Source organism: Shinella sp. OV683 (assembly GCF_057787725.1).
Genome location: NZ_CM173543.1, coordinates 4088789 through 4111926, shown reverse-complemented (window position 1 = coordinate 4111926; position 23138 = coordinate 4088789). Strand labels below are relative to the sequence as shown.

Sequence of the window (23138 nt, the reverse complement as noted above, 5' to 3'; positions counted from 1 at the left end):
CGATGCTGAACCTCAAACACGTCGGCAAGCATTTCGGCAACGGCACGCGCGCACTCGACAATTTCTCGCTGAATATCGGCGACGGTGAAATCGTCGTGCTGATTGGCGCTTCGGGGTGTGGCAAGAGCACGCTGCTCCGGCTTACCAGTGGTCTCGACAGACCGAGCGAAGGCGAGATCCTGATCGATGGCGATCTGGTCAGGGGACCGGATTCGCGCATCAACCTGATCTTTCAGGAGCCGCGACTGTTTCCTTGGCTCAAGGTGCGCGACAATGTCGGCTTCGGGCTTGATACACAAGACCGCTGGGACAAGGTCGCGCGCGTCGATGAGGTGCTGGCGAAGGTCGGACTGGAAGGGCTGGGCGGTCGCTGGCCCAAGGAACTCTCCGGCGGACAGGCGCAACGCGTGGCGATCGCCCGGGCTCTGGTCACCAATCCGGAAGTCATCCTGCTCGACGAGCCCTTCTCGGCGCTCGATGCCTTCACCCGTCGCGACCTGCAGCAACATCTGCTGGCGCTATGGCAGGAAAGTCGGCCGACCATGCTGATGGTCACCCACGACATCGACGAGGCATTGATCCTTGCAGACCGTGTCGTCGTCATGAAGCCGTGGCCGGGACGCATCCTTGAGGAATTCACCATCGATCTCAAGCGCGACCGCGATCCCGCGTCACCTGAATTCGAGGTGTTGAAGCGCAGGCTGCACGCCTCGCTGGGAAGCTCCATCGCACCCCAGCCGGCCACCGCCTGCCAGCAGACCGCCGCCTGACCCTTACGCTGCCAGCAGATCGGGGTTCAGGTCTTCGATCGCGTCGATTATCCGGCTCTGGCGCTTGAGTTCGGCCAGCCGGATTCCTGCCTTGTGGAAGATCTCCTTGTCGGGAAAGGCCCGCTCCGGGAGGTAGGCGACGAAGGCGTCGCCGAGGATCTCGATGCGTTTGTTGGCAACCACGACGTCCCGGACCGTGTGCCAGGGCATCCAGACAGTGACGTCGCCGGACGTCGTCTCGATACCGTTCTGATAAATGTCGGTATCGATGAACTGGCGTCTCGCAAGCTGCCCTGCAAAGGCCTTACGCCGGAGGCGCTCAAGCGTGCGTGCGCGGGTGAGGATCAGACCCCCAATCAGCAATACGAATGGCAGGAACTGGAAAAGCACCATCGACAGCGTCGGCACATTGTCCACTCCGAGCACGAAGGGCAGCACATAGCGCCGGTAGACCTCCATGACGAAGCCGATGGCAGCGCCGGACATGATGGCGCCGATGAGAATCAGCCAAGTGTAGCGCGGCCGCGACGTTGCCATGAACCGGCGATTGGCCGAAAGGACGACATCGACATGTTCCTCGGGGTCACGTTCAAAAGAAATGGAAAGGATCCGGTTGACTGCTTCATAGCGATTGGTCTTCGCGGAGAGAGAAGGTGGCACTGCAATTCGGAGCATCTATCAATCCGTCTGTCGGAGAGTATGGAGCGTTTCAAACACTGCCGTTTCTATAGGTGCAGGCTTGTTAGAAACTTACGCCTCGAACGAAAAAATGCAAAAAATTCAATAGCCTCCGACTAAACCTTGTTGAAGTCTAAATCACCCGATTCATGTTCTTCACCGTAGAAGCATCGATCGATGCAAGTGGAGCCCAAATAAAAATGGCGGCCGAAGCCGCCATTTCAGAGATTAGGATGGTACGTTGCGCATCAAAGCGTGCGCGTGATCATCTCAACGCGGAAGCATTCGATGACATCGCCTGCGCGGATGTCTTCATAGTTCTCGAACGCCATACCGCATTCCTGGCCAACCTGCACTTCGGAGACTTCGTCCTTGAAGCGCTTGAGGGTCTTGAGCTTGCCTTCGTGGATGACCACGTTGTCGCGCAACAGGCGAACGCCGACGCCGCGTTCGACCTTGCCGTCGGTGACACGGCAACCGGCGACCTTGCCGACCTTGGTGATGTTGAAGACTTCCTGGATCGATGCGTAACCGATGAAGGTTTCGCGGCGCTCCGGCGGAAGCAGACCCGACATCGCTGCCTTCACGTCATCCGTGAGGTCATAGATAATGTTGTAGTAGCGGATCTCGATGCCATCGCGCTCGGCGGCTTCACGGGCCTGCGGATTGGCACGCACGTTGAAGCCGATGATAGCGGCATTCGACGCTTCGGCGAGCGAAATGTCCGATTCGGTGATCGCGCCGGCACCCGAGTGCACGATGCGAGCCCGGACTTCGTCGGTCGAGATCTTGTCGAGCGCGCCGGCAATGGCTTCGATGGAGCCCTGCACGTCGCCCTTGATGACCAGCGGGAATTCCTTGACGCCGGCAGAAGTCAGCTGCGTCATCATCTGTTCCAGCGAACCGCGCTGGCCAGCATGACGGGCAACAGCCTTCTCGCGGGTCAGGCGCTGACGGTATTCAGCGATTTCGCGAGCACGGCTCTCATTCTCGGCAACAGCAAAGCGGTCGCCTGCCTGGGGAGTGCCCTGCAGGCCGAGGATTTCGACCGGAGTCGCAGGACCCGCTTCCTTGATGTGTTCGCCGCGATCATTGACCAGGGCGCGCACGCGGCCCCACTGGTCGCCGGCAACGATGATCTGGCCGGGACGAAGCGTACCCTTCTGGACGAGAACGGTGGCGACGGAACCGCGACCGCGGTCGAGCTTGGCTTCAATGACCGAGCCTTCGGCCGTCCGGTTCGGATTGGCCTTGAGGTCGAGGATTTCGGCCTGCAGATTGATCGCTTCCAGCAGCTTTTCGAGGCCGACGCCGGTCTTTGCGGAGACTTCGACGTCGAGGACTTCACCGCCCATCGATTCGACGAACACCTCATGCTGCAAGAGTTCGGTGCGGACCTTCTGCGGATTGGCAGACGGCTTGTCGACCTTGTTGATCGCCACGATGATCGGCACGCCGGCCGCTTTGGCGTGGTTGATCGATTCGATTGTCTGCGGCATGACGCTGTCGTCAGCGGCAACCACCAGGATGGCAATGTCGGTCACCTGCGCACCACGGGCACGCATGGCTGTGAACGCCGCGTGGCCTGGTGTGTCGATGAAGGTGATCTTGTGACCGTCCTGCTCGACCTGGTAGGCGCCGATGTGCTGGGTGATGCCACCGGCTTCGCCGGACACCACGTTGGCATGGCGGATGGCGTCGAGCAGCGAGGTCTTGCCGTGGTCGACGTGGCCCATGATGGTCACGACCGGTGCACGCGGCAGCAGTTCCTCATCTTCGTCATTGCGGTTGAAGATGCCGATTTCGACGTCGGATTCCGAAACGCGCTTGACGGTGTGGCCGAATTCGACGGCGATGAGTTCAGCGAGGTCGGCATCGATGATGTCGCCCGCCTTCATCATCTGGCCTTCCTTCATCAGGAACTTGATGACGTCGACCGAACGCTCGGACATACGCTGCGAAAGTTCCTGGATCGAGATGGTCTCGGGCAGAACGACTTCGCGCAGAACCTTTTCGCGCACTTCCTGCATCTGGCTGCGGCGGAATTTTTCCTGCCGGCGGCGCATGGCCGAAAGCGACCGGCCGCGACCGGGATTGCCGTCATCGTCGCCATCGGTCACGACGACCTTGGCAGGAGCACGACGGTTGTCCTCGACCTTGCGCACGGGCTTTGCGACTTCGACGCGGGCGCCGACCTTGCCACGTGCAGGGCCGCCACGACGATCGCTTTCTTCTTCCTGTTCGGTGCGACGGCGGCCTGGCGGCACGAGGCCGGGCTTGCCCGGCGCTGCCGGCTGTGCGGCGGGAGCAGGGCGGCCATCGGGACGGCGTGCCTGCGGTGCACCTGCATCAGCACGGCGAACAAGTTCCGCCGGTGCCGCAACGGGGCGCTCAACAACGGGTTCGGGCGTTGCTTCAGCGACAACGGGTTCGACGACGACGACGGCCGGGCCGTGGATGGCTTCATGTGCTTTGCGCTCAGCCTCTTCGGCGGCGCGGCGCACAGCTTCTTCGGCCATTGCCTTTTCGCGGCGCACAGCTTCTTCTGCGCGCGCCTTGGCTTCGGCTGCGTCACGTACCTGCGCTTCGGCAAGTGCACGGCGGCGAGCTTCCATTTCTCCAGCGGAAAGGTCGTTCAGCACAGCCGATTGGCGCTGCGGCTCGGGACGACGCTGTGGCTGCTGCGGCTCGGGGCGACGTGGCTGCTGCTCGGGTCGGCGTTGCGGTTCCGGCTGATGGATACGCGGCTGCTGCTGAACCGGCTGCTGCGGCTTGGCAACCACCGGCGTCACGATAGCCGTGATCGGTTTTTCATCATGACCTGAAGGGCGGCGCTTCCGGGTCTCCACGACAACAGCCTTCGTGCGGCCGCGCCCCATATCCTGGCGCACCGTGCCCTGTGCAAGGCCCGACGGCTTAAGCGTCAGCGTCTTCTTGCCTGATACATGCAGTGTCTTGTCGTCGTTGTTGTCCGTCATTCCGGTCCCGTTTTTCCAGAGCTTCCTACATCATCAGCAGGCGCCCTTCGCCTTCAAAAAATCGCGGCATCAGTTGCCTGATGCCTTATTTGCGTTGCCGCCACGATAGCTCTCAAGCAGTTTCGCGCGCTTCACTACACCCTCACCGGCCTGCCCTGCAAGCGCTACAGCGTGGATAAATGCATTATCGCCCATCAGTTCCTGCATTTCCTCGTAGGAAAGCAGCTGGAACGCGGGCACCTCTTCCGGCTCTTCCATGGCCATGGCCCAGGCCTTGCGAGCCTGGCTCACCTTGCGCACGCCATCTGGTGCCGCATCGGTGGCATGGAAGACTGCGAGCGCTCCGCCGGAGCGAACCGCACTGTCGACTTTGGTGCTGCCTGAGACGAATTGCCCGGCCTTGCGGGCCATGTTCATCATCCCGGTCATATTGACGACCAGCAGACGATCAACCTGAGCGCCAAGATCTGGCGCCGGCTTCACGTCTTTTTTAAGGGCTCGTGCATATATGTTCTTTTGCACGGCTTTTTCAATAAGCTGGCGTTCGGCCTTTACCGAACATCCTCTTCCCGGCAACACGCGCTTCAGGTCCGGCACCACCGAACCGTCGGGGCCGGCGACGAAACGGATCATTTCGTCCGCCGCCAGCGTTTCGCGCGTCACGATGCACATGCGCTCATTCATCAGTTCGTCCTGATCCGTGTCGTCTTCGGACTGCATGAATGACCGCCGTTCCTGCCTCAGGCTTCTTCAGCTTCGCCGGCTTCGTCAGCCTCGTCGCTGCTTTCTGCCGCCAATGCAGCGGCTTCCTTGGCGAGATCCTCTTCGGTGATCCAGCCGGCGGAGAGACGTGCCTGCACGATCATCGCTTCGGCATCGGTGCGCGAAATGTCGAACTTCTGCAGAAGACCTTCGAAACGCTTGGTCTCGCCGTTCTTCTTTTCGGTCCAGCCGACGAGATCGTCGGAAGCGCAACCGGCAAAGTCTTCGATCGTCTTGATGCCGTCTTCGCCGAGCGCTACCAGCATGCCGGCCGTCAGGCCTTCGATCTGGTAGAGTTCGTCCTCGACGCCTAGTTCCTTGCGCTTGGCATCCATCTCGGCTTCGAGCTTTTCGAGATAGTCCTTGGCGCGGGTCTGGATTTCGAGGGCGGTTTCGTCGTCGAAGCCGTCGATCGAGGAAATTTCGGAAGCATCGACATAGGCGAGCTCTTCGACCTGTGCAAAGCCTTCCGAAGCCAGCACCTGGCCGACCATTTCGTCGACGTCGAGCGCATCCATGAACAGCTTGGTGCGTTCGTTGAATTCCTTCTGGCGGCGTTCCGATTCCTCGGCTTCCGTCAGGATGTCGATATCCCAGCCGGTCAGCTGCGAGGCGAGGCGGACATTCTGGCCGCGGCGGCCGATGGCCAGCGATAGCTGCTCGTCCGGAACCACGACTTCGATGCGTTCTGCATCTTCATCGAGCACCACCTTGGCGACTTCAGCCGGCTGCAAGGCATTGACGATGAAGTTTGCCGGATCGTTGGACCACGGAATGATGTCGATCTTTTCACCCTGCAATTCGGCCACGACGGCCTGAACGCGGCTACCGCGCATACCGACGCAGGCGCCGACCGGATCGATTGACGAATCGTTGGAGATGACAGCGATCTTGGCGCGCGAACCCGGATCGCGGGCAACCGAGCGGATCTCGATGATGCCGTCATAGATTTCCGGAACTTCCATGGTGAAGAGCTTGACCATGAACTGCGGATGGGTGCGCGACAGGAAGATCTGCGGGCCGCGCTGTTCGCGGCGGACGTCGTAGACGAAGGCGCGAACTCGGTCGCCGGGACGCATGGCTTCACGCGGGATCATTTCGTCACGGCGGATGATGCCTTCGCCACGGCCGAGATCGACGATGACATTGCCATATTCGACGCGCTTGACGGTGCCGTTGATGATTTCGCCGATACGATCCTTGTATTCGTCGAACTGCCGGTCACGCTCGGCTTCGCGCACCTTCTGTACGATAACTTGCTTGGCCGACTGCGCGGCGATGCGGCCGAAATCCATCGGCGGCAGCGGATCGGCAATGAAATCACCGATCTGCGCATCGGGGTTGCGGTCGCGGGCCAGCAGAAGCGGGATCTCGCGGGAATAATCTTCCGCGTGATCGACCACTTCGAGCAGCCGCTGCAGCTTCATCTCACCCGTCTTCGGGTTGATGTCGGCCTTGATGTTGGACTCGGTGCCATAGCGCGAGCGTGCGGCCTTCTGGATCGCATCGGCCATCGCGGCGAGCACGATCTCGCGGTCGATGGACTTTTCGCGGGCAACCGCATCGGCGATCTGGAGAAGTTCCAGCCTGTTTGCACTCACTACCATCGTCTTAAGTCTCCATTCTGATGGTCAAGTCATATGAGAATGAACTGATGCCTCCCGGGCAATCAGCCTTCATCCTCGTCCTCATTGTTCTGGTTTGCCGCGGCGGCGCGCGCATCCTTGTCGGCCTTCAGCGCATCGCGGATCAGGTCGTCGGTCAGGATCAGCCGTCCCTCGGCCAGTGCCGCAAACGGGATCGCCACCTGCGGCTCCTCGCCATAGGCCGGCGCATCGCGCTCAAGGATAAAGCCTTCTTCGGTGACGCCGAGAATCTTGCCGCGAAAACGCTTGCGGCCATCCACCATCACCGATGTCTCGCATTTCAGCAGATGTCCACTCCAGCGCGAGAAATCTCCCTTGCGCACCATCGGCCGGTCGATGCCGGGCGAAGACATTTCCAGGTGATACATCTTGTCGATCGGGTCCTCGACATCGAGCACCGGCGAAATCGCCGTCGACAGAATCTCGCAATCCTGGACCGTCATCGTGCCATCGGGACGCTCGGCCATGATCTGCAGTGTCAGGCCGTTCTGGCCGGAAAGCTTGACGCGCACCAGCTGGTAGCCCAGGCCGTTGATAACCGGCTCGACAATCGCGGCGACGCGGGCGTCGATGCCTGTTTCGGTAATCAGTCTCGGTTCGATAACCGTATCGTTCATCGTCTCTCGTTTCGTTCCAGCTGTGCTGGAGGTAACAAAAAAGAGCGGGTCCTTGCGGCCCCACCCTTCATCAAATGATCAAGAATTTGGAAAGCTATATACGCCGCCCGGTGGCAAATAGCAAGCTTGCAGCAAAACGCCTGTGGAAGTTTCAGTGGAAGGCCCAGTCTGTGTCTTTGAAAACATTCACCCATATGGTTGACTAATGGCGCAAGATGAGATATTCAACCATCCAGGTGAATAAATGGAAGACAATGCGCTGTCACGTATCCTGAAGGCCGTTGGCGACACGACCCGACGCCATATCCTGACGCTTCTCGTCCAGGAGGGGCCGCTGAGAGTGACAGCGCTCGCCGCCCATTTCGACATGTCCCTGAACTCCGTTTCCAAGCACATCAAGGTGCTGGAGGAGGCGGGACTCGTCACTCGCCGGACTTTGGGCCGCGAGCACTTTATCGCAGCCGAGTTCGAACCGTTGAGACATACCGAGAAATGGTTCGGGCAACTGAAGTCGATCTGGGAACTGCGCCTCATGGCGCTCGATCAACTGCTTGCCGCAAAGGAAGACGATCATGAGTGACGCCGATACGATGAATCAATTGGAACTGACGCTGAACCGGCGCTTTGCCGCCTCCCGCGAGCGGGTTTTCAAGGCTTGGCTGGAGCCCAGGACGCTTGCCAAATTCATGAAGCCTACCGATCTTGAGCACTTGGATGCCGTGGTCGCCACTGACCCGGTGAAGGGCGGCCGCTTCTCCATCCTGATGAAGATGGAAGCTACGGAAATCCCGCATGAGGGGACCTATCTCGAAATAGACCCCTATTCGCGCCTGCAATTCACGTGGGAATCGGACAATTCGCTGGATGACAGCGTCGTGACGATCGACTTTGTCGAGGTCGACGCCAACACCACCGACCTCACGCTTCACCAGGTCAAGTTCAAGGACGAGAGCAAGCGAGACGGTCATATCATGGGCTGGACGCGCATGCTCGACGTGCTCGCCAGAGTGCTCGTCTGATAGGATTGCTGAAGGCCGGGTGGCCAACCGCCCGGCCTTCACAACTGCTGAGGGGAGGCGTCGATCATCTTTGAATCGCGCCCGAGAATTTCAGCGCTTTTTCAGAACTTGCTCATGACCCGATCCGGGATAAGGCGCAATATCGAACTCAACATACGTGTGATGACAGCAGCGTCCGAAAATTCAACGCGAACTGGAGTCTGGCGATGAGATTCGATCTTTTGGACGAGTTTGCCTCGGTTTATGCGCCATTTGACCGGGCAGGCCCCCCTCGCCACTCTCAAGAGCAGGGTGAGGACATGGCCGCAACACCTGACGAACTACGCCCGCCGCGTTTCGCCGTTCGTCGGCCTCCCGTTGTCCTCGTGCTTGGGCTTTTTGCACTGGCGACCGTGGTTACGTCCTCCTTGCTCGCTTACGCGTAAGGGTGCAGCAGGCCGAGGTTGGGTTTCTCAAATCTTGCCGAGCAGCGCCTCATCCGGATAGCAGGTCGGCTTCATGCTGTTCTTTTCCTGCCAGCGGCCGATTGAACGCCGGGTCTTGTAGCCGGGCAACCCGTCGATCTTGCCGACGTCGTGTCCCATCTTGCTGAGCCGCTTCTGCATCGCCTCGACATCCGAGCGCAGCATATGGCCGACCTGGCCCCACTGCGCTCTGAATGGCCCCGATCCATAGGTAATGCGGTCGGCGAGATTGCCGATGAACAGCGCGTAGAGATCGGAGTTGTTGTACTCCTTGATCACATAGAAATTCGGGCTGACGATGAACTCAGGACCATGACGGCCAGCCGGCACCAACATCATGCTGTCGGCCTTCAATTCGTCGGACGGAAACGCCTTGCCGGAAATACGGGTGATTCCGAGCGCCGCCCATTTCTTCAGTGGTTGGGCGAGATCCGGCCCCTCCTGTGTGCAGGAAACATTGTCCGGAATCATCGCCTCGTAGCCCCAGCCGCGGCCGCGCTGCCAGCCCTTGGCGACGAGATAATTGGCGATCGATCCCAGCGCATCCGGCACCGAATTCCAGATGTCCTTCGTGCCGTCGCCGTCGAAATCGACGGCGTATTTCAGATAGGACGATGGCATGAATTGCGGTTGGCCCATGGCGCCGGCCCATGAGCCCTTCATCGCCTTGGGGTCGATGCCGCTTTCGACCATCTGCAGGGCTGCCAGCAATTCCTTGTGGAAGAGTTCCTTGCGGTCGCCCATGAACGCCATGGTGGCGAGCACGTCCATCTCGGACGAGGTGATCTTCGCCTGCCCGTAACCGGTCTCGCGGCCCCAGATGGCGAGTACTATCTCGCCGGGAACGCCGAATCGCTTCTCGATATTCTTGAGCAACCGCGCATGCGACGATGCGTAAGCCTTGCCGGTAGCCGCCAGCCCCGCCAGCCGCTTCTCTGCGAAATATGGGCCGGGCGTGGAAAACTCCGCCTGGCTCTGCTTCTTCTTTTTCTTCGGCTTCTCGCCGGGGGCAACGAGATCGGGAAGTTTCCAGTTGATCGCGACATCGGCAAAGGCCCGGTCGAACGCCTTGCGCGAGATCCCGTTGGCCTGTGCTGCCGGCCAGATGTCACTCTCTATCCAGGCATGGAACTGCTTTTCGACCGCCGCTTGCGATGCGGCATGGGCGGGCAGGGCGAGTGTCAGGAGCATCGCGATTGCACACAGGAAAGAGAGTGGTGAATTCCGCATGAATGCTCCCAGAAAATAGCTTAAACTCAAATCGCCGTCCTGGCGCGCATCGCGGCCGTCAGCGTCCCCTCGTCGAGATAGTCGAGTTCGCCGCCGACCGGGACGCCATGTGCCAGACGCGTAATCTTGACGTCGAGGCCCTGCAATTGCCCTGTGATGTAGTGCGCGGTTGTCTGGCCCTCGACTGTGGCGTTGACCGCAATGATCAGCTCGCGCACATTGCCTTGCGTCACCCGCTCGATCAGCCCCTTGATGTTCAGGTCGTCGGGGCCGACGCCATCGAGCGGCGACAATGTGCCGCCCAGCACATGATAGGCGGCATTCATCGCGCCGGCGCGTTCGAGTGCCCAGAGATCGGAGACATCCTCGACGACGATGATGGTGGAATGGTCGCGCCGATCGTCAGTGCAGACGGTGCAGGGATCGATCGTATCGACATTGCCGCAATTGGAGCAGACCCGCACCTTCTGGTGCGCTTCCGACATCGCAGATGCCAGCGGGCCGAGAAGCTGTTCCTTCTTCTTGACCAGATGCAGTGCCGCGCGCCGCGCCGAACGAGGCCCGAGACCGGGAACCTTCGCCAGCAGCTGGATGAGTTTTTCGATTTCTGGGCCGGTGACTCGTTTTGCCATGTCGTGCTTTTATCTCATGTTCCTCCTATTTGTGAATCACATGATGACAAAGAAAGGCCCACGCATGAAACTTTTGGCGGTTTGTATCGGCGCAGAGCGCCCGACACCGGGACGCATCTCGTCAAAAACCGGCATCTACAAGCAGCCGGCCGTCGGTAAGCTTACTTCGCTGCGATTGCCGCCGCGGCACCAGCCATCAGTCCAGCGCTGGTGCGGTTGGCAATCATCATCGCCCGGCTGCTTTTGAGAAACAGTCTGGCCCTTGACGCCGCCAGCACCCATGCAAGATCGATGGCGACAAGCACGGCAAACATGACGGCGACGAGTTCGGCCCAGCCGGCAACATTGACGGCATTCAGATCGATGATCGTCGGCAGCAGCGCCACGTAGAACATCATGATTTTCGGGTTGCCGAGCGTCACGGTCATGCCGGCAAAAAACAGTTTTGGTGCCGAGCCCGCTTCGGGCAGGGTGCTGCCTTCGGTACCGACCGGCGCAGACCACATTTTCCAGGCGAGATAGAGCAGATATGCAACGCCGACCCATTTGATCGCCACGAAGACATAGTGGAAAGACTCGGCGATCGCGGCCAGTCCAAGCACAGCAAAAGAAAGCCAGATCGCCTCGCCGATCCACATGGCTGCGAGGAAAGGCAACACCTCGCGCGCGCCACGTGTCAGCACGCGGGCGATCAGTGCGGCGACGCTCGGACCTGGTGAACCAGCCGCGATTGCCAGCGCCCCTGCGAAGATGGCAAGTGATGCAAGTGTCATGTGGTCCCTCCCATGGATTTTTTGATCATACATACACGATCTCTTTCGGCAACATGCCTGGATGTTCGCTTTTGTCGAGTAACATTGTCGAACTGGGATTTTTGTGGTTGACTGCTATTGTCCGGCGTGCGGGGGGAAATTGCACCACGGTTGTAGGCGATGTCCAACGCCAACGGGGGAACACTGGCTCTTGCCCAGTTTTCGAGATTGACTGAACGTCCTTTATCAATTGCCAAAACCACATTCTTTGGATGATCGCGATGTTCCGCACTAGCTTCGTTGTCCTCGTTGTATCTCTCATACTGGGCTTGTCGGGCACGGTTGCCCTGGCGCAGCAGGCTCCTGCACCCGCACCTCCACCCGAGAAAATCTCGGAACTCATCCGGATACTGGATGATCCAGCGGTCCGCGAATGGCTGAAAGGCGCGGAAAAGACCCAAGCCAAGCCTGCGGCAACGGCTGTCGAGGCCGGTGTCCAGCAGTGGGAGGCCAATGCGAGATCAAATTTTCGGAAATTGTTAAGGGCGATCCCGACAGTGCCCGCCGAGCTTGCCGCGGCTACCGAACGTGTCCGCAGTGAAGCCAGAGCGAGCGGGTTCATGCCGGTTGGCATTTTCATAGCCATCGTAATGCTGGTAAGCCTCGTTGGCGAATGGGTCGTACGCAAGATTATCCATCGCACGCTGCCCGAAAACATGTTGTTGAAACGGACGATGCTGGAGGTCGTGCCGCTCGTGGCCTTCACGCTCGTAGCTGCAGCGGCCTTTTTCGCCATAGACTGGCCACCACTGCTTCATTTCGCCATTCTCTATTATCTTCTTGCGGCAGTTGCCTTCAGACTTGTTGTCGCAATGTCAGCCATGGCGCTTTCTGCTGGCAGCCTGTCGCGCTTCGTGTTTCGAAGAATACTCGTGTTCAGCGCGATCCTGGCGCTCTCGATCGCGACCGTCGCGCTCGCTGGCCCGCTATCCATGTCTCCTGATGCAGGCCGAGCATTGTCCTTTCTTGTTTCGATTGTGCTTTTGGCGATCTGTCTCGAGGCAGTCTGGCGCCAACCTGATGCGACAGACCGGTCATTCCGCACCAGGATGCTTCACACCGCGTATTTCGTCTTGTTGTGGCTGCTCTGGTCCATGGGCCTTCGGGTCGCGTTCTGGATTGGGCTCTATGTCGTTGCATTTCCGAAAATCATGCCGGCAGTGGATCGGTTTGCGAAAGCCTTCGCCGCGACCCGCTGGCCAGATGAGCCGGAGACCAACCTGCGCACGGTTCTCTTGATACGCGGTGTCAGGGCGGTGATTATTGCCGCCGCCATCGCTTGGCTTGCCGTCGTCTGGGAATACAATCCCAACAGTCTCGCCCGTTCGAATTCAATGCTCGATTCGCTGACCCGCGGCCTCTTCAAGAGCCTCATCGTGCTCTTGGTCTTTGATCTGGGCTGGAGCCTTGCCAAAGCGCTGATCGACCGCAAACTTGCATCCGTCAGGGAAGAAGCCGGCCCTCAGCCGCCTGTAGAGTTAGCTCGCAGGGCCAGACTCAGGACGCTTCTGCCAATTTTCCGCAACGGGCTTGCTGCGCTCGTTCTCGTGATGGCCGGCCTTATGGTCCTCTCCGAGTTGGGGGTCCAGATCGGACCGCTGATTGCCGGGGCGGGGATCTTCGGTGTTGCGATCGGCTTCGGTTCGCAGACCCTGGTCAAGGATGTGATCAGTGGTGTCTTCTACCTGATGGATGATGCCTTCCGCGTTGGAGAATATATCCAGAGTGGCAGCTACAAGGGAACAGTGGAGTCCTTCAGTCTGCGTTCCATCAAGCTTCGCCACCATCGCGGTCCGGTCTTCACCGTCCCGTTCGGCGAACTCGGCGCGGTGCAGAACATGAGCCGCGACTGGGCAATCGACAAGTTCCTGCTGCGCGTCACCTTCGACGCCGACATCGCCAAGGCAAAGAAACTTACGAAGGCGGTAGGTGCAGAATTGAAGCAAGACGAGGAGATCGGGCGCTACATTATCGAGAACCTGAAGATGAAAGGCGTCGAGCAGATCAGCGACTATGGTGTCGAGCTGGCCTTCGCCTTTACCACCACCCCGGGCTGGCAATCAGTCGTTCGCAGGCGTGCCTATGTGATGCTGCGCAAAACGTTTCAGGAGAACGGCATCAACTTTGCACAGCCCACGGTTCATGTTGGTGGCGACGAAAAAACCGACTCTGCCGCTGCGGCGTTGTCCATAATGGCGCAAAGGAAACAGGCAGAGGCGGCGGCGGCCGCCGCTCCGCCAGAAGAATGACACGTGAAGTCAGTCGTCACAGCCAGGAGCACCGTCCGGATGCTTGAAACCTGATTGTTCGCAGACCCTGGAACGGGAACTTCATGCCCGGGGGCAGCGGCAGGCCCGCGGTCAGCGCCGGCGTTTTTTCGGCGGCCTGGACCTACCCCGTCCTTGGCGTCCCTGTGGGCAGCGACCGTCAGGCCGAGGATCTCTACATCGCCTTCCTGACGACTGAAGGATTGGCGACGTGTCGCCCCAATAGAGCCTCGACCCTAGGACTCGCCAAGCTTTTCCCGGGTGCGCTGTTCGAGTTCCGAAACCTCAGGTGTGAGTGCATCGCCGAAATCCTCGGCCTCGAAGAGGGGGCGGATTTCGATTTCGCTCGGTCCAAGCATCGGATTGGGGCAGCGTTTCACCCACTCCACAGCCTCGGCCATATCCTTGACTTGCCAAATCCAGAAACCGGCGACGACTTCCTTCGTCTCGGCGAAAGGGCCGTCGATGACTATTCGGCCCGGTCCATCGAAGGCAATGCGTTTGCCGCGCGACGAAGGGTGCAATCCATCGCCTGATAGCATGATGCCCGCATCAACGAGGGCCTCGTTATACTTGCCCATCGCCAGCAGAAGCTCGGTGGAGGGCATGATACCCGCTTCGCTGTCTTTGGTCGCCTTGACCATAACCATTACACGCATCGTATCTCTCCTTTGATTGCCAAGGGCGTTTCAACCCTCTGAGGTAACGACGCCCGAAGGGTATCAAAGCCGACATGTCAGCCAAGATTTTTTTCAGCGGCCGCGAAAGGGAGGGAGATCATCCGAAATGAAGGATGTCCTCAGAACGGGAACTTCATGCCTGGAGGCAGCGGCAGGCCCGCTGTCAGCGCCGACATCTTTTCGGCGGCCTGGGCCTCGCCCTTGTCCTTGGCGTCCTTATGGGCGGCAACGATCAGGTCTTCAAGGATCTCGACATCGTCTTCCTTGAAAAGCGATGGATCGATCTTGATCGAGTTCATCTGGCCCTTGCCGTCGAGCACGACGGTCACGAGCCCGCCACCGGAACGGCCTTCGATGCTCAGCGCGGCGATCTCGGCCTGGGCCTTTTCCATCTTGGCCTGCATTTCCTTGACCTTGCCCATCATGCCCATGAGGTCTTTCATCGCAGTACTCCTTGAACCTTACTCGTTGTCTTCGCCGATATCGGCTTCGATGGTCGTCTCGTCGGCCTCATCGCTGTCGGCCTCAGTTGCGCTGATCCGCACGTCGATGATCTTGGCGCCGGGAAAGCGAGAAAGAATTGCAGCCACATCCGGGTCGGCGCGGGCGTCAGCGACGCGGTCGTCGCGCTCCTTGGCATCGTTCTCAATCAGCGTCAGGCCGCCGGCTTCGCGGCTGACGATGACCAGCCAGTTGATACCGGTCCATTCCTTGAGGCGGGTCGACAGATCGGTCACGAGCGACTTCGGCGCATCGGGCGACAGCGCGATTTCGAGCTTGCCCGGTTCGATGCGCACCGGCCGCACGAACTGGCGGATCTGCGCCTTGAGCTTCATGTCACGCTTTTCGCCGGCCAGATTGGCGACATCGGCGAGCGAGCGGATATTGACGCTGGGCTCCGGCTTCTGCTCGACCTTGGGCACGAGAACGGGCGAAGCAGACGGCACGGCAATGGGTGAAGCCGACGGAGCGACATCGGGTACCGCGCGCAGCATCGCGCTCGGGCCGCCCTGCGGCCGGCCGGTCGGCATGTCATAGCCGCGTGCCTCTGTGCTTCCTTGCGGCGCATAGGAGGAGCCATTGCCGTTTCCGGAGCGCCCGCCGCTATTCGATGGGCCGGCATCCTCGCCATTCAGCAGCGAAGCCATACGCCGTGCTGCATCTTCCGGCGAAGGCAAGCTGCCTGCATGACCCAGACGGATCAGCACCATTTCGGCGGCGCCGACCGGGCGTGACGCGTTCTCGGTTTCGGGAATACCCTTCAGCAGCATCTGCCAGATGCGCGACAGCGTGGTGACTGCGATCGAGCTTGCAAATTCCGCGCCCTGCACGCGCTCGATCTCGCTGAGCGAAGGGTCATTCGCCGATTCCGGAATATACTTCAGCCGTGTCACCAGATGGGTGAAATCGGCGAGGTCGGTCAACACAACGACTGGATTGGCGCCGGCCTCGTACTGTGCTGCGAATTCCTTGAGCGCCGAACTGACGTCCCCCTTGGCGATATGCCGGAAGAGATCTGCAATGCGAGCGCGGTCGGCCAGACCCAGCATGCCGCGCACGGCATCGGTCTCGACATGGCCGCTGCCATGCGCGATCGCCTGATCGAGCAAAGAGAGGCCGTCGCGAGCCGAACCTTCGGCCGCGCGCGCGATCAACGCCAACGCCTCGGGGTCGGCAGTGATGCCTTCCTTCTCGGAGATTGTGGTGAACAGGCCGGTGAGATCGGCAGCCGAAATGCGACGGAGATCGAAGCGCTGGCAGCGTGACAGGACGGTCACCGGCACCTTGCGGATTTCGGTCGTGGCAAAGATGAACTTCACATGTTCCGGCGGCTCTTCCAGCGTCTTCAGGAGGCCGTTGAACGCAGCCGTCGACAGCATATGCACTTCGTCGATGATGTAGACCTTGTAGCGAGCCGAGGCCGGCTTGTAGCGGACCTGCTCGATGATTTCTCGGATGTCGTCGATGCCGGTATGGCTGGCGGCGTCCATCTCGATGACGTCGACATGCCTTCCGTCCATGATCGCCTGGCAGTGAATGCCAAGCTCGCGAAGCTCGATGGTCGGCTTGTCTGTTGTGTCGGTCTTGTAGTTGAGCGCGCGGGCAAGGATGCGGGCGGTCGTCGTCTTGCCAACCCCGCGGACGCCGGTCAGCATATAGGCCTGGGCGATGCGGCCGGTCTCGAAAGCATTGGTCAGCGTACGGACCATGGCTTCCTGGCCGACCATCAGGTCGGAGAAATCCTTCGGCCGATACTTGCGCGCAAGCACGCGGTAACCGGTCTTGTCGGTCTTCTCTCCGGATGGAATGAGCTCGTCTGCCATCGTACCTGCTGTCAACTGGACCTTCGTCGCGGCCAAACTATCCGTTCCGGCCGGAAATGGAAATTCCGACCCACGAGAAATAATTTCAGTCCACGGGAAAAGCGAGCCTAGCGAGGCTCTGGGGTGGGAGGCCGGCACGATGACCCGTACCGAAGCTCGTTGGGGCTGCTTCCTTCCGGACCTGACCCGGTTGGCGAGTGGCGCGTCCACCACCAGCCTCCCACTGTCCATATCGTCAATATCGCTTGCGATTGCAAGCCAAACTTCAAATAATCTGGTATGAAAAATAAAAAGCGGCAGAATGAAAAAGCGCACGCGAAAAATCAGTTGGGGGAGGCACGCCTTGGGTCCATTCAAACTCGATGACCGGCTGGAGCGGGATTCGGTCCTCGTCACGCGGATCGGCCTTTGCCAGCTGCGCCTGATGAACGACAGCCGCTGGCCGTGGCTGATTCTCGTGCCGCAGCGTCCAGATGTTGAAGAAATGTTTGATCTGCGGCCGCTCGATCAGGCGATGCTGACCTTCGAGACCAATCTGGTTGCCGACCTGTTCAAAAGGCTGAAGGGGGCAGACAAGATCAACATTGCCGCCATCGGAAACATTGTTCGCCAGTTGCATGTGCATATCATTGCCCGCTATGAAAACGATGCCAACTGGCCCGGCCCCGTCTGGGGATTCGGCGAACGGCAGCCTTATTCGGAGGCCGACAGGAAGGCGCTTGTGAAATTGATACTGGATGCCCTGAATGGCTGAACATTCCATTTTCGACGTGCTCGCCCCCCATCCGGAAGCATCGAGCCTCGTCGCCTTCGCGAGTAACCGGCTGGACCGGCAATCCGAAAACAGGCCGGCCGATTGCCTGGAAAAAGCATTCAAGCACGACGGCGTGCATCTCTATGCCTTCGCCCGCGGCAAACTGGTGCTGAAGCATGAGGAGCAATTGCTCGACCCGCTATTCGCACCCTATGAGCTCGAAGACCTCGAGCCGGACTACGACAACGCCATCCTGCTGGGCTTTGAAAGCACCGGCGAGCCGCGTATCGCGGTGCCGGTCGGCATCGATCCGGAAATCGCCGTCGATCATCTGAAATTTGCCGATGGCAGGTCGCTGATGCGCGAGGCGCTGATCGGCGAGGAACTGCTCGGCGAATTCGCCCAGGCCTCCTCTCTGATGACCTGGAACCTCTCGTCACGCTTCTGCGGCAAATGCGCCGCACCGACTCTGAGCGAGGCTGGCGGCTATCGGCGCAAATGCACCGCCTGCGGAACTCTTTATTTCCCACGCACCGATCCGGTGGTGATCATGCTGACCATTGATGTCGCCGGCGATCGCTGTCTGATGGGGCGCTCGCCGCACTTCAACGAGGGCATGTATTCGTGCCTGGCGGGTTTTGTGGAGCCCGGCGAAACGATCGAAAACGCTGTCCGCCGCGAGACGTTCGAGGAATCGGGCATCGAGACCAGCGCGGTCCACTATCATGCCAGCCAGCCATGGCCGATGCCGCATTCGCTGATGATCGGCTGCTACGCAAAGGCCGAGTCTGCGACCGTGAAAATGGACGAAAGCGAACTCGAGGATTGCCGTTGGTTCACCCGTGCCGAGGTGCAGGCGATGGTCGAGGGCGTGCATCCCGATGGAATTTATGTGCCGGTCGGCGGCGCGGTGGCCTACCGGCTGATCCGCGACTGGCTCGATTGGCCCGAAGCAGAGGAAAAGTGAGATGAGCGAACTGGAAACAGACCGCGAGGGCCGCGTCGCCATCGTCAAGAAACAGGAATCGCTTGCGCAATTCCAGATGTTTGCCGAGGAAACTGCATTCGATCTGGGTTCGGCGCTCTATGGTATTGCCCGCGCCAAGCGCGCCCCCGTCGCCGTCGATATCCGCACGCCGGATCGCATCCTGTTTCATGCGGCCATGCCCGGCGCCACGCCCGACAACGACAACTGGATCCGCCGCAAGAGCAATGTCGTGCTGCGCTATCACCAGTCCTCGCTGCTGTTCGGCGATTCGCTCGCGCTCAAGGGCCGTGCGATCAACCCCGACATGGGCATCGGATTTGAGGACTATGCCAGCCATGGCGGCAGCTTCCCGATCCGCATCAAGAAATCCGGCGTCATCGGGGCGATTACCGTCTCCGGCTTGCCGCAGCTCGACGATCATCGCATGGTCATCGAGGCGCTAGCGCAGTTCCTGAAGATTGATCTGCCGCAGTTCTGAGATCCATCAGTCCTTGACGTGGATGCCCGCTTCGGCGGCTGCGTACAAGAACGCTCGGCGCGCATCCTCGGCAGACTTCTTGCCAATGGCGACGGCTGCACAGACTTCGAGCGCACGGTCGAGCGCCGTGCCGTCTTCTTCCGGCCAATCCTCGATCATCGCCCAGGAGGCTTCCTGCGGCGTCGAGATCGTCGTGTATTTGCCCGGCGCCTCCAACGCGAGGACCACCGGCTTACTCCAGGGCTTGTCCATCGTCGCCGCCTTCGGTTTGCTTGTTGGACCCGCTCTGCTTCGCAAGACGCTCTGCCGCATCGATCAGCATCCGCGTCTTGTCCGAGCCATAGGCAATGTCTTCACGCGGCAGATGCACGGTGATTTCCACGTCGGTCCACTTGCCGCCCTGCTCCTTGGCGTAGGCGACAGCGTCCCGCAGCGAGCGAAATTGCACCGCCGGAGCGTCCGCGACCCACATCTGCACGGAACATTCCGTGTTGGCATAGGTGGTTAGTGTCTTGATCGGATCGAAGGCCATGCAGAGTTCCTCATTCGATTCGATGAAGATCAGACATTGAACGCAGAGGCAAGCGCGGCGTGACGCCGACAAGGAGGCCGCGTCCAGCCGCTAGCGTCGTCGCGGCGGAAATAGTCATCGGGGCGGCCCAAAGTATAGGCTTGTTTCGAGGTTCGTCCAGTCCGGTCGCTCAGTTCCGCGCCGCTGTCGAACGCATGCCGAAGCCGAGGACGGCGATAAAGGCGAATGTTACGAGGATGGTCATGGCACTTGCTCCCGATTATGCGGGTGTTGTGCCATGGGTAGGTCGATCGGGATGTTTCGGAGGGAACAGCCGCAAGATCCGTTGCGAACGGACGTGGTGCCAACGGCGGGCGCACCTTCCCGAGATACAATCAAGTATCTGAACTTACATCACTATAAGTGGGAATGGTGCCCAGAAGAGGCGAGGCCAGTTCGCTTTGGGCATCTTTTTTACTTGCAATGTATCGCGATTTCAATGGCTTGGGTTGTCAGTCATTCGCAGGCACTTCACGTCTTGTGTACCACGACGAGGTGGATTTGTGTACCGGAAATTTGGCTGCGGCAGAAACGGTATAAGAAATCTTATCAGGGCCGTGAGACTAGGCGATGGATCAAAGGCCCGCTGTGCACAGGAAGGTGGTTTCCACGTTCAAATAAAGGGGATGACACTGCTGCGAAAAAGTCGAAAGTCATCCCTTTTTGAAACCGGTCAGATTAAGGTCTGTTGTCCTAGGAATTTCCATCCCTCGAAGGTGCCAACGTTTGTGTAAGCCCGAACAAGGCGGCAACGGCCCCCAGCTTTTTCTTTGAGAAGCACCACGCATAGAACCCGTACCTAGTTTTCGTCCAGCTCGCACCGATGCCCTTTATCTCGTCCTTCCAAGCGAGCGTATTGCCAACCGCTATGAACGATCTCTCGGTATAGTCCTCAAGAGAGACCGGCTTGTCCGTTTCGATAACACTTTCAGTTGCATCCGCCGCCTTGATTGCATCCTTTACAGCTTTAGGATCGACGACCGAGGTGACGTTTATCTCCCGCATCATGATCGTTACCTGTCGGGTAAGCTTCTGGGTCAGGTCATTGGGATCAAGGTACTGTTCTAGCAACCCTTTTGCCTTAAGGCTCTCTCGGAACTTTTTTAGCTCTTCCCATTGATCCATGTCGAGAGCATCTGGGTCCACCTTTTCCTTTGAGAAGTAGAGCATCACTGGCTTCTTCTGCTTTAGGAACCAATTGATTTCTTCGACAGTGCCGCTCGCTGCTCTACCAGTAGGCGAGCCGAGGCGCGTCCAGAACGCTCCAATCAGCATGTCACAGCCACGAACGAGCTGCTCGTTGATCACACCCTGAGGCCGGTCCCCCATGGAGGGAGCGCTGTGAGACTCCCACATTACCGGCAGCAGAACCTTGCCAGTGTCTTTGGAATTGAGTGCGTTCCACGAATGAAGGCTTTCCGCAATCGCCGCACGTTCTTTGGGAACATCAGATGGTGAAGCTATCAGTACGTTAAAGACCGTGGCTGGAAATGACATTTGCTCGCTACAATTGAGGGTGATGGAAACTCCGGGCTTTCGAAGATAGCCGAAGTGGTGTTCGCTTATCAACTCAAATTTGGATTGTATCGACGTGCATCGTGCGCCCAACCCGAAAGCGCCGTTGTGGTGCCGCGAAAAGACATAATCAGTGACGGAGACAGACGCAGAAACACCCGCAAACCTAATGCTCATTGTCTCTCAAGGTGCCGATACACACTGGCACGTCCAATGCCCAACTCCTTGGCAATCTCAGAGGCACCCTTACCGGCAGCCGCAAGGGCCTTCACGTGATCAGCGCTAATCGAAACCTTGCGGCCCTTATAGACGCCCTCCTTCTTGGCCTTGGCGATACCGTCCAACTGTCGCTCCTTCCTGATCGCCGTCTCGAACTCAGCGAACACACCTAGCATCTGGAGGAAGGCGCGGCCTGCTGGCGATGAGGTGTCGATGGGCTGCTCAGTAACCTTCAGTGCAACGCCCTTTTCCACGAGCTGATTGACGATAGTGAGGAGGTCACCTAGTGAGCGGGCGAGGCGGTCAATACGGGTAATCATGATCGTGTCCCCCTCGCGAATGAAATCGAGGAGGTTCTGTAGCTCGGTGCGTCCCTTAGTCGTAGTGCCGGACTTCTTCTCGGCAACCACGCGGGTACAGCCAGCGGCGATCAGCGCTGCCTCTTGAATGGCGGTATCCTGATCAGTGGTCGATACCCGTGCATAGCCGAAAATCTGGTTGCCCATGTCGCTCTCCTGTGTCTCATTTGGCTCTAGACCCTTCCTCCTTACTGTCTCGTAATTCAGAAAGCAATCCTAATAAGACGAGAAAAGTGTCTCAGGGCAACGTCTCGCTCCCGTATACCGAAACGAGGCGGTGCTCACGTCTCGACTTATCACGGTCGGCGCGCCAATGTGTTTTCTCTCAGCCGGGGGCTTAGATGGCAAATCACCGCATCGCACTAATCACTGACACGAAGATGAGGCAGGGCAGGTTCCCTCCCACATTTCACTATCCCAGCCTTATCCAACACCTGTTCCAAGGCTGGGCAAGAATGGGCGAAGGGGAAAGGCAGGTCTTTGTAAACTTCCTGCCTATGCGGTTGGTGACACTGATTGAGGTTTGTAGCCGCGATTGGATGAAGATGCTCGTCGACTTTAATGACGAACTCACACGATCGGCAAAGAAGGTTTTGAAGGAGACGCCCTTTGATTACGACACGGTCATAGGCTTGGTGGGGCGCGCAATCACTATAGGTGACCTAGCGTCCCGTTCGATGTCCGTGAACACGCCCGGTAGAATAGTGAGCGCCTTTGACGGCGTACAGGAGACCTTCAGTCAGAAGCTTAAGCTAGCGCACCCACGGTGGATTGAGGAGCGGGAAGCGTGGCCCATCCCGCCACTGATGGACCCTTACGACGAGACCTTCGCCACCCTGCAGCGGATGTTTGAAGCGAGGCATGTTGTGACGCATGAACTTCCTGCGGAACAGCCCTTCGCTGCAGATGACATAGAGCGGTTCTTTTCAGCCACCCACGCGTTCTTGGATGCTATAAACTGGACGGTGGTGGAGCTGACCTCGGGACATCTCGCCGCTACCCAAACCGAAATGACAATGGCGGCGGTAGGAGAAGCGCGTCACTTGGAGGACGGCCTCTATGAGATGTTGGCAGCAATAAGCAGGCTGGAAGAGGTCGATGTTGACAAGCTGACAAATAGTCAGGACGCATGGGACCAATATGCGGACATGCAGTCAAGGCTCCACGCCTCAGTGGTAGAAGGTGGTTCGCTCTACCCAATGGTCCAAGCTTCTGAAAAGGCAAGACTTCTGAAACTGCGAATGGAGGAGCTTCGATGGTGGCTAACGCGAAAGGAAGGCGACGTCTAACCCCGCCGTCGCGAACGAAGCGTCCTTGGCCCGCGTGAGGGGCCACGGGGGGATGCCCAGCTTTCCCTATATATGATTGCCGTCTC

The 23138-nt window shown here is 59.2% G+C and carries 23 protein-coding genes, 1 other RNA gene and 1 pseudogene; 8 read left to right on the top strand and 17 right to left on the bottom strand.

Annotation, left to right across the window (positions count from 1 at the left end; all coding sequences use genetic code 11):
- The first annotated feature begins 2 nt into the window (after positions 1-2).
- Positions 3-770: an ABC transporter ATP-binding protein gene (locus ACXHRN_RS19950; RefSeq protein WP_488638042.1), complete on the top strand. Its 768-nt coding sequence runs from the start codon at positions 3-5 to the stop codon at positions 768-770.
- A 3-nt stretch (positions 771-773) separates the two neighbouring features.
- Here the strand turns inward: ACXHRN_RS19950 and ACXHRN_RS19945 are convergent, their stop codons facing one another.
- From ACXHRN_RS19945 to rimP, 5 genes are all read right to left on the bottom strand, one after another.
- Positions 774-1445: a hypothetical protein gene (locus tag ACXHRN_RS19945; protein ID WP_488638041.1), complete on the bottom strand. Its 672-nt coding sequence runs from the start codon at positions 1443-1445 to the stop codon at positions 774-776.
- A 251-nt stretch (positions 1446-1696) separates the two neighbouring features.
- Entirely contained in the window at positions 1697-4426 is a 2730-nt protein-coding gene (infB, locus tag ACXHRN_RS19940; RefSeq protein ID WP_488638040.1) for a translation initiation factor IF-2, read from the bottom strand.
- 69 nt (positions 4427-4495) lie between these two features.
- A complete protein-coding gene (locus tag ACXHRN_RS19935; RefSeq protein WP_488638039.1) occupies positions 4496-5146 on the bottom strand; it encodes an RNA-binding protein in 651 nt (216 codons plus the stop codon).
- Positions 5147-5166: 20 nt separating this feature from the next.
- Positions 5167-6795 (bottom strand): transcription termination factor NusA, encoded by a 1629-nt coding sequence (nusA, locus tag ACXHRN_RS19930; protein WP_488638038.1) that lies wholly within the window; start codon positions 6793-6795, stop codon positions 5167-5169.
- Positions 6796-6857: 62 nt separating this feature from the next.
- On the bottom strand, positions 6858-7451 hold the full coding sequence (gene rimP / locus ACXHRN_RS19925) for a ribosome maturation factor RimP (RefSeq protein ID WP_488638037.1): 594 nt from the start codon (positions 7449-7451) through the stop codon (positions 6858-6860).
- Between the two features lie 244 nt (positions 7452-7695).
- Here rimP and ACXHRN_RS19920 point away from each other — a divergent pair, with 244 nt between their 5' ends.
- Together ACXHRN_RS19920 and ACXHRN_RS19915 are read left to right on the top strand one after the other, a co-directional pair.
- Complete coding sequence (locus ACXHRN_RS19920; RefSeq protein ID WP_488638036.1) at positions 7696-8031, top strand: ArsR/SmtB family transcription factor; 336 nt, start codon at positions 7696-7698, stop codon at positions 8029-8031.
- On the top strand, positions 8024-8470 hold the full coding sequence (locus ACXHRN_RS19915) for an SRPBCC family protein (protein ID WP_488638035.1): 447 nt from the start codon (positions 8024-8026) through the stop codon (positions 8468-8470). The genes ACXHRN_RS19920 and ACXHRN_RS19915 overlap by 8 nt, the downstream gene beginning before the upstream one ends.
- Before the next feature lie 452 nt (positions 8471-8922).
- Here the strand turns inward: ACXHRN_RS19915 and ACXHRN_RS19910 are convergent, their stop codons facing one another.
- The 3 genes from ACXHRN_RS19910 to ACXHRN_RS19900 form a co-directional block, all read right to left on the bottom strand.
- Entirely contained in the window at positions 8923-10164 is a 1242-nt protein-coding gene (locus ACXHRN_RS19910; RefSeq protein WP_488638034.1) for a lytic murein transglycosylase, read from the bottom strand.
- 26 nt (positions 10165-10190) lie between these two features.
- Positions 10191-10796 carry a recombination mediator RecR gene (recR, locus tag ACXHRN_RS19905; protein ID WP_488638033.1) on the bottom strand — a complete coding sequence of 202 codons (606 nt, stop codon included), beginning with the start codon at positions 10794-10796 and terminating at the stop codon, positions 10191-10193.
- 161 nt (positions 10797-10957) lie between these two features.
- Complete coding sequence (locus tag ACXHRN_RS19900) at positions 10958-11569, bottom strand: LysE family translocator (protein WP_488638032.1); 612 nt, start codon at positions 11567-11569, stop codon at positions 10958-10960.
- Between the two features lie 260 nt (positions 11570-11829).
- Between ACXHRN_RS19900 and ACXHRN_RS19895 the strand changes: the two genes are divergently transcribed.
- Complete coding sequence (locus ACXHRN_RS19895) at positions 11830-13857, top strand: mechanosensitive ion channel family protein (RefSeq protein WP_488638031.1); 2028 nt, start codon at positions 11830-11832, stop codon at positions 13855-13857.
- Between the two features lie 16 nt (positions 13858-13873).
- On the opposite strand, the pseudogene ACXHRN_RS19890 reads toward ACXHRN_RS19895, so the two are convergent.
- The 5 genes and pseudogenes from ACXHRN_RS19890 to ffs form a co-directional block, all read right to left on the bottom strand.
- A pseudogene (locus ACXHRN_RS19890) lies at positions 13874-14063 on the bottom strand (hypothetical protein); the annotation flags it as partial.
- A 48-nt stretch (positions 14064-14111) separates the two neighbouring features.
- Entirely contained in the window at positions 14112-14534 is a 423-nt protein-coding gene (locus ACXHRN_RS19885) for a YciI family protein (protein WP_488638030.1), read from the bottom strand.
- 140 nt (positions 14535-14674) lie between these two features.
- Positions 14675-14998, bottom strand: a complete 324-nt coding sequence (locus ACXHRN_RS19880; RefSeq protein ID WP_488638029.1) for a YbaB/EbfC family nucleoid-associated protein — start codon at positions 14996-14998, stop codon at positions 14675-14677.
- Between the two features lie 18 nt (positions 14999-15016).
- Complete coding sequence (locus tag ACXHRN_RS19875; RefSeq protein ID WP_488638028.1) at positions 15017-16879, bottom strand: DNA polymerase III subunit gamma/tau; 1863 nt, start codon at positions 16877-16879, stop codon at positions 15017-15019.
- 123 nt (positions 16880-17002) lie between these two features.
- Positions 17003-17100, bottom strand: an RNA gene (gene ffs / locus ACXHRN_RS19870) — signal recognition particle sRNA small type.
- Positions 17101-17180: 80 nt separating this feature from the next.
- Here ffs and ACXHRN_RS19865 point away from each other — a divergent pair.
- Genes ACXHRN_RS19865 through ACXHRN_RS19855 form a run of 3 tightly spaced genes read left to right on the top strand, consistent with a single transcriptional unit; the run spans position 17181 to position 19099 of the window.
- Entirely contained in the window at positions 17181-17633 is a 453-nt protein-coding gene (locus ACXHRN_RS19865) for an HIT domain-containing protein (protein ID WP_488638027.1), read from the top strand.
- Positions 17626-18600, top strand: a complete 975-nt coding sequence (gene nudC, locus ACXHRN_RS19860) for an NAD(+) diphosphatase (RefSeq protein ID WP_488638026.1) — start codon at positions 17626-17628, stop codon at positions 18598-18600. The genes ACXHRN_RS19865 and nudC overlap by 8 nt, the downstream gene beginning before the upstream one ends.
- Position 18601: 1 nt before the next feature.
- Complete coding sequence (locus tag ACXHRN_RS19855; protein WP_488638025.1) at positions 18602-19099, top strand: heme-degrading domain-containing protein; 498 nt, start codon at positions 18602-18604, stop codon at positions 19097-19099.
- A gap of 6 nt (positions 19100-19105) precedes the next feature.
- Here ACXHRN_RS19855 and ACXHRN_RS19850 read toward each other — a convergent pair whose 3' ends face one another.
- From ACXHRN_RS19850 to ACXHRN_RS19835, 4 genes are all read right to left on the bottom strand, one after another.
- Positions 19106-19351 (bottom strand): DUF982 domain-containing protein, encoded by a 246-nt coding sequence (locus ACXHRN_RS19850; protein ID WP_488638024.1) that lies wholly within the window; start codon positions 19349-19351, stop codon positions 19106-19108.
- Positions 19332-19631 (bottom strand): hypothetical protein, encoded by a 300-nt coding sequence (locus ACXHRN_RS19845; RefSeq protein WP_488638023.1) that lies wholly within the window; start codon positions 19629-19631, stop codon positions 19332-19334. Before ACXHRN_RS19845 ends, ACXHRN_RS19850 begins: the two co-directional genes overlap by 20 nt.
- A gap of 732 nt (positions 19632-20363) precedes the next feature.
- The gene (locus ACXHRN_RS19840; protein ID WP_488638022.1) at positions 20364-21362 is read right to left on the bottom strand and encodes a DUF4062 domain-containing protein; all 999 of its coding nucleotides are present in this window, start codon (positions 21360-21362) and stop codon (positions 20364-20366) included.
- A complete protein-coding gene (locus tag ACXHRN_RS19835; RefSeq protein WP_488638021.1) occupies positions 21359-21910 on the bottom strand; it encodes a recombinase family protein in 552 nt (183 codons plus the stop codon). Before ACXHRN_RS19835 ends, ACXHRN_RS19840 begins: the two co-directional genes overlap by 4 nt.
- A 194-nt stretch (positions 21911-22104) precedes the next feature.
- Here ACXHRN_RS19835 and ACXHRN_RS19830 point away from each other — a divergent pair, with 194 nt between their 5' ends.
- A complete protein-coding gene (locus ACXHRN_RS19830) occupies positions 22105-23052 on the top strand; it encodes a lysozyme inhibitor LprI family protein (RefSeq protein WP_488638020.1) in 948 nt (315 codons plus the stop codon).
- Positions 23053-23138 lie beyond the last annotated feature (86 nt).

Coding starts and splice junctions, on each gene's coding strand:
- ACXHRN_RS19835 (WP_488638021.1), bottom strand. CDS start 21,910: ATGGGCAACCAGATTTTCGGCTATGCACGGGTATCGACCACTGATCAG.
- ACXHRN_RS19895 (WP_488638031.1), top strand. CDS start 11,830: ATGTTCCGCACTAGCTTCGTTGTCCTCGTTGTATCTCTCATACTGGGC.
- nudC (WP_488638026.1), top strand. CDS start 17,626: ATGGCTGAACATTCCATTTTCGACGTGCTCGCCCCCCATCCGGAAGCA.
- recR (WP_488638033.1), bottom strand. CDS start 10,796: ATGGCAAAACGAGTCACCGGCCCAGAAATCGAAAAACTCATCCAGCTG.
- ACXHRN_RS19850 (WP_488638024.1), bottom strand. CDS start 19,351: ATGGACAAGCCCTGGAGTAAGCCGGTGGTCCTCGCGTTGGAGGCGCCG.
- ACXHRN_RS19920 (WP_488638036.1), top strand. CDS start 7,696: ATGGAAGACAATGCGCTGTCACGTATCCTGAAGGCCGTTGGCGACACG.
- ACXHRN_RS19840 (WP_488638022.1), bottom strand. CDS start 21,362: ATGAGCATTAGGTTTGCGGGTGTTTCTGCGTCTGTCTCCGTCACTGAT.
- ACXHRN_RS19900 (WP_488638032.1), bottom strand. CDS start 11,569: ATGACACTTGCATCACTTGCCATCTTCGCAGGGGCGCTGGCAATCGCG.
- ACXHRN_RS19945 (WP_488638041.1), bottom strand. CDS start 1,445: ATGCTCCGAATTGCAGTGCCACCTTCTCTCTCCGCGAAGACCAATCGC.
- ACXHRN_RS19875 (WP_488638028.1), bottom strand. CDS start 16,879: ATGGCAGACGAGCTCATTCCATCCGGAGAGAAGACCGACAAGACCGGT.
- ACXHRN_RS19935 (WP_488638039.1), bottom strand. CDS start 5,146: ATGCAGTCCGAAGACGACACGGATCAGGACGAACTGATGAATGAGCGC.
- ACXHRN_RS19915 (WP_488638035.1), top strand. CDS start 8,024: ATGAGTGACGCCGATACGATGAATCAATTGGAACTGACGCTGAACCGG.
- rimP (WP_488638037.1), bottom strand. CDS start 7,451: ATGAACGATACGGTTATCGAACCGAGACTGATTACCGAAACAGGCATC.
- ACXHRN_RS19880 (WP_488638029.1), bottom strand. CDS start 14,998: ATGAAAGACCTCATGGGCATGATGGGCAAGGTCAAGGAAATGCAGGCC.
- nusA (WP_488638038.1), bottom strand. CDS start 6,795: ATGGTAGTGAGTGCAAACAGGCTGGAACTTCTCCAGATCGCCGATGCG.
- ACXHRN_RS19865 (WP_488638027.1), top strand. CDS start 17,181: ATGAAAAAGCGCACGCGAAAAATCAGTTGGGGGAGGCACGCCTTGGGT.
- ACXHRN_RS19950 (WP_488638042.1), top strand. CDS start 3: ATGCTGAACCTCAAACACGTCGGCAAGCATTTCGGCAACGGCACGCGC.
- ACXHRN_RS19855 (WP_488638025.1), top strand. CDS start 18,602: ATGAGCGAACTGGAAACAGACCGCGAGGGCCGCGTCGCCATCGTCAAG.
- infB (WP_488638040.1), bottom strand. CDS start 4,426: ATGACGGACAACAACGACGACAAGACACTGCATGTATCAGGCAAGAAG.
- ACXHRN_RS19910 (WP_488638034.1), bottom strand. CDS start 10,164: ATGCGGAATTCACCACTCTCTTTCCTGTGTGCAATCGCGATGCTCCTG.
- ACXHRN_RS19830 (WP_488638020.1), top strand. CDS start 22,105: ATGGCAAATCACCGCATCGCACTAATCACTGACACGAAGATGAGGCAG.
- ACXHRN_RS19845 (WP_488638023.1), bottom strand. CDS start 19,631: ATGGCCTTCGATCCGATCAAGACACTAACCACCTATGCCAACACGGAA.
- ACXHRN_RS19885 (WP_488638030.1), bottom strand. CDS start 14,534: ATGCGTGTAATGGTTATGGTCAAGGCGACCAAAGACAGCGAAGCGGGT.